At 70.4% G+C, this 12,836-nt stretch carries 11 protein-coding genes; 10 read left to right on the forward strand and 1 reads right to left on the reverse strand.

Annotated features, from left to right (window positions below):
* Positions 1 to 13: 13 nt before the first annotated feature.
* The 7 genes from QIY60_RS21140 (at position 14) to QIY60_RS21170 (ending at position 6,129) form a co-directional block, all read left to right on the forward strand.
* The gene (locus QIY60_RS21140) at positions 14 to 817 is read left to right on the forward strand and encodes an FtsQ-type POTRA domain-containing protein (protein WP_283143834.1); all 804 of its coding nucleotides are present in this window, start codon (positions 14 to 16) and stop codon (positions 815 to 817) included.
* Positions 818 to 1,093: 276 nt separating this feature from the next.
* Complete coding sequence (gene ftsZ / locus QIY60_RS21145; protein ID WP_283143835.1) at positions 1,094 to 2,287, forward strand: cell division protein FtsZ; 1,194 nt, start codon at positions 1,094 to 1,096, stop codon at positions 2,285 to 2,287.
* Between the two features lie 17 nt (positions 2,288 to 2,304).
* Positions 2,305 to 3,057 (forward strand): peptidoglycan editing factor PgeF, encoded by a 753-nt coding sequence (pgeF, locus tag QIY60_RS21150; RefSeq protein WP_283143836.1) that lies wholly within the window; start codon positions 2,305 to 2,307, stop codon positions 3,055 to 3,057.
* The gene (locus QIY60_RS21155) at positions 3,044 to 3,766 is read left to right on the forward strand and encodes a YggS family pyridoxal phosphate-dependent enzyme (RefSeq protein ID WP_283143837.1); all 723 of its coding nucleotides are present in this window, start codon (positions 3,044 to 3,046) and stop codon (positions 3,764 to 3,766) included. Before pgeF ends, QIY60_RS21155 begins: the two co-directional genes overlap by 14 nt.
* 142 nt (positions 3,767 to 3,908) lie before the next feature.
* Positions 3,909 to 4,526, forward strand: coding sequence for a cell division protein SepF (gene sepF, locus QIY60_RS21160; RefSeq protein ID WP_283143838.1), 618 nt, complete (start codon positions 3,909 to 3,911; stop codon positions 4,524 to 4,526).
* 69 nt (positions 4,527 to 4,595) lie between these two features.
* Positions 4,596 to 4,886 carry a YggT family protein gene (locus tag QIY60_RS21165; protein ID WP_067158122.1) on the forward strand — a complete coding sequence of 97 codons (291 nt, stop codon included), beginning with the start codon at positions 4,596 to 4,598 and terminating at the stop codon, positions 4,884 to 4,886.
* A 55-nt stretch (positions 4,887 to 4,941) separates the two neighbouring features.
* The gene (locus QIY60_RS21170) at positions 4,942 to 6,129 is read left to right on the forward strand and encodes a DivIVA domain-containing protein (RefSeq protein WP_283143839.1); all 1,188 of its coding nucleotides are present in this window, start codon (positions 4,942 to 4,944) and stop codon (positions 6,127 to 6,129) included.
* Between the two features lie 334 nt (positions 6,130 to 6,463).
* Here QIY60_RS21170 and ileS read toward each other — a convergent pair whose 3' ends face one another.
* Positions 6,464 to 9,604, reverse strand: coding sequence for an isoleucine--tRNA ligase (gene ileS, locus QIY60_RS21175; protein WP_283143840.1), 3,141 nt, complete (start codon positions 9,602 to 9,604; stop codon positions 6,464 to 6,466).
* Between the two features lie 552 nt (positions 9,605 to 10,156).
* On the opposite strand from ileS, the gene QIY60_RS21180 reads away from it, so the two are divergent.
* The 3 genes from QIY60_RS21180 to QIY60_RS21190 are packed head-to-tail and all read left to right on the forward strand — an operon-like array spanning position 10,157 to position 12,694.
* Positions 10,157 to 11,074 (forward strand): TraR/DksA C4-type zinc finger protein, encoded by a 918-nt coding sequence (locus QIY60_RS21180; protein ID WP_283143841.1) that lies wholly within the window; start codon positions 10,157 to 10,159, stop codon positions 11,072 to 11,074.
* Between the two features lie 60 nt (positions 11,075 to 11,134).
* Entirely contained in the window at positions 11,135 to 11,701 is a 567-nt protein-coding gene (gene lspA / locus QIY60_RS21185) for a signal peptidase II (RefSeq protein WP_283143842.1), read from the forward strand.
* Between the two features lie 51 nt (positions 11,702 to 11,752).
* Positions 11,753 to 12,694, forward strand: a complete 942-nt coding sequence (locus QIY60_RS21190; protein ID WP_283143843.1) for an RluA family pseudouridine synthase — start codon at positions 11,753 to 11,755, stop codon at positions 12,692 to 12,694.
* The last annotated feature ends 142 nt before the right edge of the window (positions 12,695 to 12,836 follow it).

Below are 12,836 nucleotides of genomic sequence, written 5' to 3' on the forward strand. Positions count from 1 at the left end.
AAGGCAGGGGACCGTGGCCGGACAGGCGACCGCTCGACGCGGAGCGGGACAGGCGAAGAAGTCCGGCCCGTCCGGCCCCCGCCGCCCCGGCGCGGGACGGCTGCGCCTGCGCCTGCCCGTCCGGCGCCGGCTGCTGCTGGTTCTGGCCACGGCCGTCGTCCTCGGCGCGGCCGTCGTGTGGGTGCTGTACGGCTCCGGCTGGCTGCGGGTCGAGCAGGTGGAGACCACCGGCACCGAGGTGCTCACCCCCGCCGAGGTCGAGGCGGTGGCGGCCGTTCCGGTCGGATCCCCGCTGGTCTCGGTCGACACGGGGGCGATCGAGGCCCGGCTGCTGCGCAAGCTGCCGCGGCTCGACTCGGTGGACGTCAGCCGCTCCTGGCCGCACGGCATCGCGCTCGACGTGACCGAGCGCAAGCCCGTTCTCCTGATGAAAAAAGGCGCGAACTTCACCGAAGTGGACGCCAAGGGTGTGCGGTTCGCCACGGTCGCCAAGGCGCCCGCGCACGTACCGCTGCTCGAACTGAACCCGGACAACTCGCCCTCGCTGCGCCGCTTTCCGGCCGACGCACTGGTGCGCGAGGCGGTCAAGGTGGCGGGCGAACTCCCGTCCGCCGTCGCCAGGGACACCCGACTCGTCCGGGTCACCTCGTACGACGCGGTCTCCCTGGAGTTGAGCCGCGGGCGTACCGTCATGTGGGGCAGTGACGAGGAGGGGGAGCTCAAGGCCCGTACGCTGGTCGCCCTCATGAAAGCGGCGCCCAGGGCGCGGTACTTCGATGTGAGCGCCCCCACCGCCCCTGCGGCATCGGGGAGTTGACGCACATATGCGCTGGCCAGCACCCTGGTTGGTCATCGCTACGGGTGATCACATAGGGTGAAAAGAAAAACGGGAGGTTCGGCGTGTTCGTTGAACGTGCGCCACTTGTCGACTTAGTGTCCTGTTCGGAAGAGTCCAAGGAACAGACACATTGGTAACCCTAAACTTCAACGTTAGGGTTCGGGTCGGCGTTCGGACCGTCCCACATCGGCATTCGTCGTCGCCGTGCGGTCCTCGCACGTGACGACCCGTAACTCGAGGCGAGAGGCCTTCGACGTGGCAGCACCGCAGAACTACCTCGCAGTCATCAAGGTCATCGGTGTCGGCGGCGGTGGTGTCAATGCCATCAACCGAATGATCGAGGTCGGTCTCAAGGGCGTCGAGTTCATCGCGATCAACACCGACGCACAAGCTCTGTTGATGAGCGACGCCGACGTCAAGCTCGACGTCGGCCGTGAACTCACCCGCGGCCTCGGGGCCGGAGCCAACCCGGCAGTCGGGCGCAAGGCGGCAGAGGACCACCGCGAGGAGATCGAGGAGGTCCTCAAGGGGGCCGACATGGTCTTCGTCACCGCGGGAGAGGGCGGCGGCACCGGCACCGGCGGCGCACCCGTCGTCGCCAACATCGCGCGCTCGCTCGGCGCCCTCACGATCGGTGTGGTCACCCGGCCGTTCACCTTCGAGGGCCGCCGTCGCGCCAACCAGGCGGAGGACGGCATCGCCGAGCTCCGCGAAGAGGTCGACACCCTCATCGTCATCCCCAACGACCGGCTGCTTTCCATCTCGGACCGCCAGGTCTCGGTGCTCGACGCCTTCAAGTCGGCCGACCAGGTCCTGCTCTCCGGTGTCCAGGGCATCACCGACCTGATCACCACCCCGGGCCTGATCAACCTCGACTTCGCCGACGTCAAGTCGGTCATGTCCGAGGCCGGTTCGGCGCTCATGGGCATCGGCTCGGCGCGCGGCGACGACCGCGCGGTAGCCGCCGCCGAGATGGCGATCTCCTCGCCGCTCCTGGAGGCGTCCATCGACGGCGCCCGCGGTGTGCTGCTCTCCATCTCCGGCGGCTCCGACCTCGGTCTCTTCGAGATCAACGAGGCCGCGCAGCTGGTCAGCGAGGCCGCCCACCCCGAGGCCAACATCATCTTCGGTGCGGTCATCGACGACGCCCTCGGCGACGAGGTGCGGGTCACGGTCATCGCGGCCGGGTTCGACGGCGGCCAGCCGCCCGCCCGCCGCGACAACGTGCTGGGCTCCACCGCCGCCAAGCGCGACGAGCCCGCGCCGGTCCGCGCCGCCGAGCGCCCGCTGGGCGGGCTCGGCACGGTGAGCGCGCGCGAGGAGACCCCGGCCCCGGCCCCGGTCGAGCCTGCCCCGGTCGCCGAGGCGAACCCGCCGCACGTGCCGACGGCCCGCCCGTACCAGGACAGCCAGGCCGAAGAGCTGGATGTCCCGGACTTCTTGAAGTGATAGGGCAGCACGTCCTCGTGAGCGGCGCGCACTTCGCCTTCACCGACCGGTGGGGCGGAGTGAGCGCCGCTCCGTACGAGGAGCTCAACCTCGGCGGCGCGGTCGGCGACGACCCCGCCGCGGTCCGGACCAACCGAGGCCTCGCCGCGAAGGCGCTGGGGCTCGACCCGGACCTTGTGGTCTGGATGAACCAGGTGCACGGGCCGGACGTGGCCGTGGTGGACGGGCCGTGGGGCCCGGGCACCGAGGTCCCGGCCGTGGACGCGGTGGTGACGGCCCGTCGGGGCCTCGCCCTCGCGGTCCTGACCGCCGACTGCACCCCCGTTCTCCTCGCCGACCCGGTCGCCGGGGTGGTGGCCGCCGCGCACGCGGGGCGGCCCGGGATGGTCGCGGGCGTGGTGCCCGCGGCGGTCGAGGCGATGGTCTCGCTCGGCGCCGAGCCGTCCCGGATCACCGCGCGGACCGGCCCCGCCGTCTGCGGCAAGTGCTACGAGGTCCCGGCGGCGATGCGGGACGAGGTCGCCGCGGCCGAGCCGGCCGCTAGGTCCGAGACGAGCTGGGGGACCCCGGCCGTCGACGTCACCGCGGGCGTGCACGCGCAGCTCGCGGCGCTCGGGATCACGGACCGGCAGGCGTCGGGGGTGTGCACGCTCGAATCGCACGACCACTTCTCGTACCGCCGCGACCACACCACCGGGCGGCTCGCCGGATACGTCTGGCTGGACGCGACGGGAGCCGAGGGAGAGGGAAGCGGGCATGACGGACCGTAAGGCGGAACTCGCCGCGAACCTGGCACAGGTGGAGGAACGTATCTCCGCGGCCTGTGCGGCCGTCGGGCGCAAGCGGGACGATGTGACGCTCATCGTGGTCACCAAGACCTACCCCGCGAGCGACGTGCGACTCCTGTACGAGCTGGGGGTGCGTCAGGTCGCCGAGAACCGCGACCAGGACGCCGCCCCCAAGGCGGCGGCCTGCGCCGACCTCGCCGATCTGCGCTGGCACTTCGTGGGCCAGCTCCAGACGAACAAGGTCCGTTCCGTGGTGACTTACTCGGATCTGGTGCAGTCCGTCGACCGGGACCGGCTGGTCACCGCGCTCTCCGCGGCCGCCGTGAAGGCGGAGCGGGAGGTGGGGTGTCTGATCCAGGTCGCGCTCGACGCCGAGTCGGGTGCGCGGGGCGACCGGGGCGGCATCGCCCCTGACGGAATCGAGCAGTTGGCCGGACTTGTGGCGGACGCGCCCGGTCTGCGGCTGGACGGTCTGATGACCGTGGCGCCGCTGGCGGGTGAGTACGCGGACCGGCAACGGGCCGCATTCGAGCGGCTGATGGATTTGTCGACTGACCTGCGCCGCGCTCATCCGGCTGCGAACATGGTGTCAGCAGGGATGAGTGCGGACCTCGAAGAGGCTGTTGCGGCCGGAGCGACACATGTACGCGTCGGTACGGCGGTACTCGGAGTCCGACCCCGGCTCGGGTAACGTCGCGAAGCAAGTCGGACCACAGCAGAAAATATGGTCATTCCCACTCTTCGGTGGGCAGACCTAGTGGATCGTGGGCACTTGGTGACACAGCGACATTTGGCGACAAGGGCGATCCACCACAGAGCGGAGGAATCGGAGCATGGCCGGCGCGATGCGCAAGATGGCGGTCTACCTCGGTCTCGTGGAGGACGATGGGTACGACGGCCCGGGGTTCGACCCCGATGACGAGTTCGAACCCGAGCCGGAGCCCGAGCGGGACCGCCGCCGGCACCAGCCTCCGCATCAGGTCGAACGGGACGAACCGGTACGAGCCGTACAGCCGCCGGCTCCCCGTGAACCGGTCGCGCACGCAGCCCTGGTGCCCGCGGAATCGGGGCGTCCGGCGCGAATCGCCCCCGTGGCATCCATCACACCTGAACGTCCGAGCCTGGAGAAGAACGCACCGGTGATCATGCCCAAGGTCGTGTCCGAGCGGGAGCCCTACCGCATCACCACGCTGCACCCGCGGACCTACAACGAGGCCCGTACCATCGGGGAACACTTCCGCGAGGGCACGCCGGTGATCATGAACCTCACCGAGATGGACGACACGGATGCGAAGCGACTTGTCGACTTTGCCGCCGGTCTTGTGTTTGGTTTGCACGGCAGTATTGAACGGGTGACGCAGAAGGTGTTCCTGTTGTCGCCTGCTAACGTCGATGTCACGGCGGAGGACAAGGCCCGTATCGCAGAGGGCGGTTTCTTCAACCAGAGCTGAGAACACGACACCGGGAACGATCCGGCCAAGGGGCCGGGGGCATAGAGCAAGGGGAGAGGGAAGCGCGAGATGGGCGTCGCACTGGATGTGGTCTACATCGCGCTGATGTGCTTCCTCATCGTGCTGATCTTCCGGCTCGTCATGGACTACGTCTTGCAGTTCGCACGTTCATGGGAACCCGGCAAGGCGATGGTGGTCGTTCTTGAGGCCACCTACACTGTCACCGATCCACCGCTCAAGCTTCTGCGGCGGTTCATTCCGCCGCTGCGTCTCGGGGGCGTGGCACTCGACCTGTCCTTCTTCGTTCTGATGATCATCGTGTACATCCTGATCTCCATCGTCACCAGCGTGGGGAGATAGATGTGAGCGACACGGTCCTGCCGACTGCCGACGACTACGTAGAGGTGAAGAAGAGATGCCGCTGACCCCTGAGGACGTGCGGAACAAGCAGTTCACGACCGTCCGGCTCCGAGAAGGCTACGACGAGGACGAGGTCGATGCCTTCCTGGACGAGGTCGAAGCCGAACTGACCCGCCTGCTTCGCGAGAACGAGGACCTGCGCGCCAAGCTGGCCGCCGCGACGCGTGCCGCCGCGCAGAACCAGCAGCAGCAGGGTATGCGCAAGCCGGAGCCGCAGGACCAGCGCGGTCCGGGCGCGCCCGTGCCCGCCGCCATATCCGGACCTCCGCAGGTGCAGCAGCAGCCGCAGATGGGCCCGCCCCAGCTGCCGAGCGGCGCCCCGCAGCTGCCCGCCGGTCCCGGTGGCCACGGCCCGCAGGGCCAGCACGGCCAGGGTCCGATGGGCCAGGGCCCCATGGGCCAGGGTCCGATGGGCCAGAACCAGCTCGGCCAGGGTCCGATGGGTCAGGGCCCCATGGGCCAGGGTCCGATGGGCCAGAACCAGATGGGTCAGAACCAGCTCGGCCAGGGCCCCATGGGCCAGCCGATGGGCGGCCCCATGGGCGGCCACGGTCCGCAGATGTCGCAGCCCGGCCAGGGCCCCGGCGGCGACAGCGCCGCGCGCGTCCTCTCGCTGGCCCAGCAGACCGCCGACCAGGCGATCGCCGAGGCCCGCTCCGAGGCCAACAAGATCGTCGGCGAGGCCCGGTCGCGCGCCGAGGGCCTGGAGCGGGACGCCCGCGCCAAGGCCGACGCGCTGGAGCGGGACGCGCAGGAGAAGCACCGCGTCGCGATGGGCTCCCTTGAGTCCGCCCGCGCCACCCTTGAGCGCAAGGTCGAGGACCTGCGCGGCTTCGAGCGCGAGTACCGTACGCGGCTGAAGTCCTACCTGGAGTCGCAGCTGCGCCAGCTGGAGACCCAGGCGGACGACTCGCTGGCTCCGCCGCGCACCCCGGCGACCGCGTCGCTGCCGCCGGCTCCGCAGATGAGCGGGTCGATGGCGTCGGCCGGTGCCGGTTCGATGGGCGGGCACACCATGGGCGGCCAGCCGTCGATGGGTGGCGGTCCCTCCTACGGCGGGCAGCAGCAGATGTCGCCCGCGATGACGCAGCCGATGGCGCCGGTGCGGCCGCAGGGGCCGTCGCCGATGCAGCAGGCTCCCTCTCCGATGCGGGGCTTCCTGATCGACGAGGACGACAACTGACGGGCGGTACGCGCGCACCCCGCGCACAGCCGTCGGCAGGCTGAAGGGCCGGGCCCCCGGATTCCGGGGGCCCGGCCCTTTTTTGCCCCCACCCCGCCCCTTCCCTGAACCCTCCGGGGGATCTCTTCGGCCGCGGACCGTGCTGGGTTGCTCGCGCAGTTCCCCGCGCCCCTAGGTGGTCAGGGGCGCGGGGAACTGCGCGACCAGCCACAGACGGCCCGCAGACGAAGAACCAAGCCGCCCGGCCCAGGGCTTTCGGGAAGGGGCGGGGTGGGGGCAAAACAAAGCGGCCCGCCCCCGGTACCCCGGGAACGGGCCGCTCGCGTCGTGCGCGTTACGCCTTGCGCAGGCGGAACGTCAGCGACAGGGGCTCGTCCGTGAACGCGGTGCCGTACGTACCGTCCGCGTCCCCCGACGCGAAGTCGACCGCCAGGACCTCCTCCGCGATGAGCTCCGCGTGGGCCGACAGCGCCGAGACGACCGAGGCGTCAGCGGACTCCCACCGCACCGCGATCCGGTCCGCCACATCGAGGCCGCTGTTCTTGCGCGCCTCCTGGATCAGCCGGATCGCGTCCCGGGCCAGGCCCGCGAGCCGCAGCTCCGGCGTGATCTCCAGGTCGAGCGCGACCGTCGCGCCGGAGTCGGACGCCACCGACCACCCCTCACGCGGCGTCTCCGTGATGATCACCTCGTCCGGCGCGAGCGAGACCGGCTCGCCGTTGACCGACACCTCGGCCGCACCGGTGTCGCGCAGGGACGCCGACAGCGCCGCCGCGTCCGCCGCCGCGACCGCCTTGGCCACGTCTTGGACGCCCTTGCCGAACCGCTTGCCCAGTGCCCGGAAGTTGGCCTTGGCCGTGGTGTCGACCAGGGACCCGCCGACCTCGCTCAGCGAGGCGAGCGACGAGACGTTCAGCTCCTCCGTGATCTGCGCGTGCAGCTCCGGCGACAGCGACTCGAAGCCCGCCACGGCCACCAGCGCGCGCGACAGCGGCTGGCGCGTCTTGACGCCCGACTCCGCGCGCGTGGCGCGGCCCAGCTCCACCAGACGCCGTACGAGCAGCATCTGCTGCGACAGCGTCGGGTCGATCGCCGACGCGTCCGCCTTCGGCCACGACGACAGGTGCACCGACTCCGGCGCGTCCGGCGTCACCGGCACCACCATGTCCTGCCACACCCGCTCGGTGATGAACGGGGTCAGCGGGGCGAGGAGCCGCGTGACCGTCTCCACCACGTCGTGCAGCGTGCGCAGCGCCGCCTTGTCGCCCTGCCAGAACCGGCGCCGCGAACGGCGCACGTACCAGTTGGACAGGTCGTCCACGAACGCCGACAGGAGCTTGCCCGCACGCTGCGTGTCGTACGCCTCCAGCGCCTGCGTCACCTGGTCGACCAGCGCGTTCAGCTCGCTCAGCAGCCAGCGGTCCAGGACCGTGCGGTCGGCCGGGGCCGGGTCGGCCGCGCTGGGCGCCCAGTCGGACGTGCGCGCGTACAGGGCCTGGAAGGCCACCGTGTTCCAGTACGTGAGGAGCGTCTTGCGGACGACCTCCTGGATGGTGCCGTGGCCCACCCGGCGCGCGGCCCACGGGGAGCCGCCGGCCGCCATGAACCAGCGCACCGCGTCCGCGCCGTGCTGGTCCATGAGCGGGATCGGCTGCAGGATGTTGCCCAGGTGCTTGGACATCTTGCGGCCGTCCTCGGCGAGGATGTGGCCCAGGCACACCACGTTCTCGTACGACGACTTGTCGAAGACAAGCGTGCCGACCGCCATCAGCGTGTAGAACCAGCCACGGGTCTGGTCGATGGCCTCGCTGATGAACTGCGCCGGGTAGCGGCTCTCGAACAGTTCCTTGTTCTTGTACGGGTAGCCCCACTGCGCGAACGGCATCGAGCCCGAGTCGTACCAGGCGTCGATCACCTCGGGGACGCGGACCGCCGTGTGCGAGCAGCCCTCGGCCGTGCAGGTGAAGGTGACGTCGTCGATGTACGGGCGGTGCGGGTCGAGGTCCGTCTGGTCGGTGCCGGACAGCTCGCTCAGCTCGGCGCGCGAGCCGACGCAGGTCAGGTGGTCGTCCTCGCAGCGCCAGATCGGCAGCGGGGTGCCCCAGTAGCGGTTGCGGGAGAGCGCCCAGTCGATGTTGTTGTTCAGCCAGTCGCCGAAGCGGCCCTGCTTGACCGAGTCCGGGAACCAGTTGGTCTTCTCGTTCTCCCGCAGCATCGCGTCCTTGACGGCGGTGGTGCGGATGTACCAGGACGGCTGCGCGTAGTAGAGCAGCGCGGTGTGGCAGCGCCAGCAGTGCGGGTAGCTGTGCTCGTACGGGACGTGGCGGAAGAGGAGGCCGCGCTCCTTGAGGTCCTCGGTCAGCTTCTCGTCGGCCTTCTTGAAGAAGACGCCGCCGACGAGCGGGACGTCCTCCTCGAAGGTGCCGTCGGGGCGGACCGGGTTCACCACCGGCAGGCCGTACGCCTTGCAGACCAGGAGGTCGTCGGCGCCGAAGGCGGGGGACTGGTGGACCAGACCCGTACCGTCCTCGGTCGTCACGTACTCGGCGTTGACGACGTAGTGCGCGGGCTCGGGGAACTCGACCAGCTCGAAGGGGCGCTGGTAGGTCCAGCGCTCCATCTCGGCGCCCGTGAAGGTCTGCCCGGTGGCCTCCCAGCCCTCGCCGAGCGCCTTCTCCAGGAGCGGCTGGGCGACGACCAGCTTCTCCTCGCCGTTCGTCGCGACGACGTACGTCACCTCGGGGTGGGCCGCGACCGCCGTGTTGGACACCAGGGTCCACGGGGTCGTCGTCCACACCAGGAGCGCCGCCTCGCCCGCGAGGGGGCCGCCGGTCAGCGGGAAGCGGACGAAGACCGAGGGGTCGACGACCGTCTCGTACCCCTGCGCCAGCTCGTGGTCGGACAGGCCGGTGCCGCAGCGCGGGCACCAGGGGGCGACGCGGTGGTCCTGGGTGAGCAACCCCTTGTTGAAGATCTCCTTCAGGGACCACCAGACGGACTCCACGTACTCGGGGTCCATCGTCCGGTAGGCGTCGTCCAGGTCGACCCAGTAGCCCATCCGGGTCGTGAGCTCGGCGAAGGCGTCGGTGTGGCGGGTCACGGACTCGCGGCACTTGGCGTTGAACTCGGCGATGCCGTACGCCTCGATGTCCTTCTTGCCGTTGAAGCCGAGCTCCTTCTCGACGGCGAGCTCGACCGGCAGGCCGTGGCAGTCCCAGCCGGCCTTGCGGGCCACGTGGTAGCCCTGCATGGTCCTGAAGCGCGGGAAGACGTCCTTGAAGACGCGGGCCTCGATGTGGTGGGCACCGGGCATGCCGTTGGCGGTCGGGGGGCCCTCGTAGAAGACCCACTCGGGGCGGCCCTCGGACTGTTCGAGGCTCTTGGCGAAGACCTTCGCCTCGCGCCAGAAGTCGAGCACGGCGTGCTCCAGCGCGGGCAGGTCGACCTGGGCGGGCACCTGGCGGTACTGCGACATCCGTTCATCCTCCGGCGGATCGTCGTACGTTTCCGTCGGAGGGACGAGAGCCTCTCGTGAAGCGCTCCCGCGGTACCACCCTCCTTGGCGCTGCGCTCGCGCGCACCGCCCCCTCATTGGGGTGCGAAGCCGGTTCTACTGGCCCGGTGGGCTTTCTTCCGGCGGCTCAGGGGTGATCTTCGTGTCGCGCTCGCCTCCGGGCTCCCACCGTCCCCGGATCGCTCTTGGCTGCGTACGGCGCTACTCGTCCCGTCGACGCCTCTCGCTGGGCCCAGTGTACGGGGCCGTACCGACAACGGCCGACCGGTTTTGGCGAGCCCCGGCCGGGCTGCGTCCATGACCCGAATGGCCATACGGGGTCCGGCGGAGTCCGGCTCCGCCCGTGTGGCGGATTACGGGCCGGAGAGCTGGGCACAACGGATGCAGGTTCGTCTCCGGGCACGTCGGGCGGGGCCGGACCGGCGGCGTGCCCCGTTGCCGCGGGCCTGGGGTCGATTTATCGTCCCAGCACGATTCGCGAGCAAGATCACAATATGTGAAGGGGCCGCGGCCATGGTGGCTAAGAAGACCGCGTTGGCGTCCGAGGCCGCGGTGAAGAGGGCCGCTACGGAGGACTCGTCCGGGAAGAAGGCTGCGGCCAAGAAGGAGGCGGCCCCGAAGAAAGCCGCGGCCAAGAAGGCTGCGACCAAGGAAGCGGTTGCCGAGGCGGCACCGGCAAAGAAGGCCGTGACCAAGAAAGCCGCTGCCAAGAAGGCTCCGGCAAAGAAGGCCGTGGCTGAGAAGGCCGCTGCAAAGAAGGGCGTGGCCGAGCAGGCTGCCGTCGAAGAGGCGGCTCCGGCCAGGAAAGCCGGTGCCAAGAAGACGGCGGCTGCCGAGAAAGCGGTGGCGGGCGAGGCTGCCGGATCGGCAGCGAAAGAGGCCGCCACGGCGGCCAAGGGGGCGGCCGAGGCCGCGCAGCAGAGGGGAGCCAAGAAGGTGGTTGCCAAGAACACGGCCGGCGAGGCGGCGGCCAGGAAGTCCACGGCGGCGGCATCGGCCGTGCCCAAGGCCCGCACCGTCGTCGCCGGGGTGCCCGGCGAGCTGCCGGTACGGCCCGGGGAGGACCCCTGGACGCCCGCCGAGGTCGCCGAGGCGCGCAACGAGCTGACCAGCGAGGTCCTGCGGCTGCGCGCCGAGATCGAGGCCTCGGAGACCGCCCTGAGCGGACTAATGCGGGACTCCGGGGACGGCGCCGGCGACGACGACGCCGACACCGGGACCAAGAACATCACCCGCGAACACGAGATGGCGCTCGCCGCCAACGCGCGCGAGATGCTGGAGCAGACGGAGCGCGCCCTGGAGCGGCTGGACGCCGGTACGTACGGCTACTGCGAGGTCTGCGGCAATCCCATCGGCAAGGCGCGGATGCAGGCCTTCCCGCGCGCGACCCTCTGCGTCGAGGACAAGCAGAAGCAGGAACGCCGGGGCTGACTCCGTACGCGTGTGTCGTACCCTCGTCCTCAGTCAGGTACCTAGGGTTGAGGGACTCACGTGGCAGAGGCGGAGCGCATCATCGGTACGCCGGACGTAGAAGGGCCCGACGAGGCCGCGGCTCCCGACGAGCGGCCCAAGGGCAGGCGCAGGATCGCCGTGCTGTTCGCGGTGGCGCTCTTCGCGTACCTGCTCGACCTCGGCAGCAAGATGCTCGTGGTGGCCAAGCTGGAGCACCACGAGCCGATCGAGCTGGTGGGCGATCTGCTGAAGCTGGAGGCGATCCGCAACCCGGGCGCCGCGTTCGGCATGGGCGAGGCCTTCACCGTGATCTTCACGATGATCGCGGCGACGGTGATCTTGGTGATCTTCCGGCTGGCCCGCAAGCTCTACAGCCTGCCCTGGGCGATCGCGCTGGGCCTGCTGCTCGGCGGCGCGCTCGGCAACCTCACCGACCGGATCTTCCGCTCGCCGGGGATCTTCGAGGGCGCGGTCGTCGACTTCATCGCACCCAAGGGCTTCGCGGTCTTCAACCTCGCCGACTCCGCGATCGTCTGCGGCGGCTTCCTGATCGTGATCCTCTCGTTCCGGGGCCTGGACCCGGACGGAACGGTCCACAAGGACTGATCCCGCCCTCGTGGGGACGGGGATGTCGGTGGGGCAAGGCATACTCGACGGGTGAGTACGTTTCCCGAGATCCGCACCCTGCCCGTTCCCGACGGCCTGGAGGGCGAGCGCGTCGACGCCGCCATCTCCCGCATGTTCGGGTTCTCCCGTACGAAGGCCGCTGAGCTCGCCGCGGCGGGGAAGGTCCAGGTCGACGGCTCGGTGGTGGGCAAGTCCGAGCGGGTCCGCGGGGGCGCGTGGCTGGAGGTCGAGATGCCCCAGGCGCCCGCGCCGGTGCAGGTCGTGGCCGAGCCGGTCGAGGGCATGGAGATCGTCCACGACGACGACGACATCGTCGTGATCGTGAAGCCGGTCGGCGTCGCCGCCCACCCGAGCCCGGGCTGGACGGGGACCACGGTCATCGGCGGCCTCGCGGCGGCCGGGTACCGGATCTCCACCTCCGGCGCCGCCGAGCGCCAGGGCATCGTCCACCGCCTCGACGTCGGCACGTCGGGTCTGATGGTCGTCGCCAAGTCGGAGCGGGCGTACACGTATCTGAAGCAGCAGTTCCGCGACCGCGTCGTGGACAAGCGCTACCACGCCCTGGTGCAGGGCCACCCGGACCCGATGAGCGGCACGATCGACGCCCCCATCGGCCGCCACCCCAACCACGACTACAAGTGGGCGGTCACGGCCGAGGGCAAGCCCTCGGTGACGCACTACGACCTGATCGAGGCGTTCCGGGCGGCCTCGCTGCTCGACATCAAGCTGGAGACGGGCCGCACCCACCAGATCCGCGTGCACATGTCCGCCCACCGCCACCCGTGCGTGGGCGACCTGACGTACGGCGCGGACCCCACCATCGCCAAGCGCCTCGGCCTGACCCGGCAGTGGCTGCACGCGGTGCGCCTCGGCTTCGAGCACCCGTCGGACGGCGGCTGGGTCGAGTTCGAGAGCCGCTACCCGGACGACCTCCAGCACGCGCTGGACGTGATCCGCGCGGAGAGCGAGTGACGCCGTAGGCGTCGGGGCCTTGCTTCTTTCGCCTGCGGACCGTGTGTGGCTGATCGCGCAGTTCGCCCCTGGGTGGTCAGGGGCGCGGGGAACTGCGCGAGCAACCCGGCACGGTCCGCGGCTTCGTACGGTGAAGCACGTG

Origin of the sequence: Streptomyces sp. BPTC-684 (genome assembly GCF_030028635.1) — a bacterium.
Taxonomy (GTDB): domain Bacteria; phylum Actinomycetota; class Actinomycetes; order Streptomycetales; family Streptomycetaceae; genus Streptomyces; species Streptomyces noboritoensis.

Excerpts from the sequence above, each read along its gene's own strand:
- sepF (WP_283143838.1), top strand. The coding sequence starts at position 3,909 with ATGGCCGGCGCGATGCGCAAGATGGCGGTCTACCTCGGTCTCGTGGAG.
- QIY60_RS21180 (WP_283143841.1), top strand. The coding sequence starts at position 10,157 with ATGGTGGCTAAGAAGACCGCGTTGGCGTCCGAGGCCGCGGTGAAGAGG.
- QIY60_RS21165 (WP_067158122.1), top strand. The coding sequence starts at position 4,596 with ATGGGCGTCGCACTGGATGTGGTCTACATCGCGCTGATGTGCTTCCTC.
- ileS (WP_283143840.1), bottom strand. The coding sequence starts at position 9,604 with ATGTCGCAGTACCGCCAGGTGCCCGCCCAGGTCGACCTGCCCGCGCTG.
- QIY60_RS21170 (WP_283143839.1), top strand. The coding sequence starts at position 4,942 with ATGCCGCTGACCCCTGAGGACGTGCGGAACAAGCAGTTCACGACCGTC.
- QIY60_RS21155 (WP_283143837.1), top strand. The coding sequence starts at position 3,044 with ATGACGGACCGTAAGGCGGAACTCGCCGCGAACCTGGCACAGGTGGAG.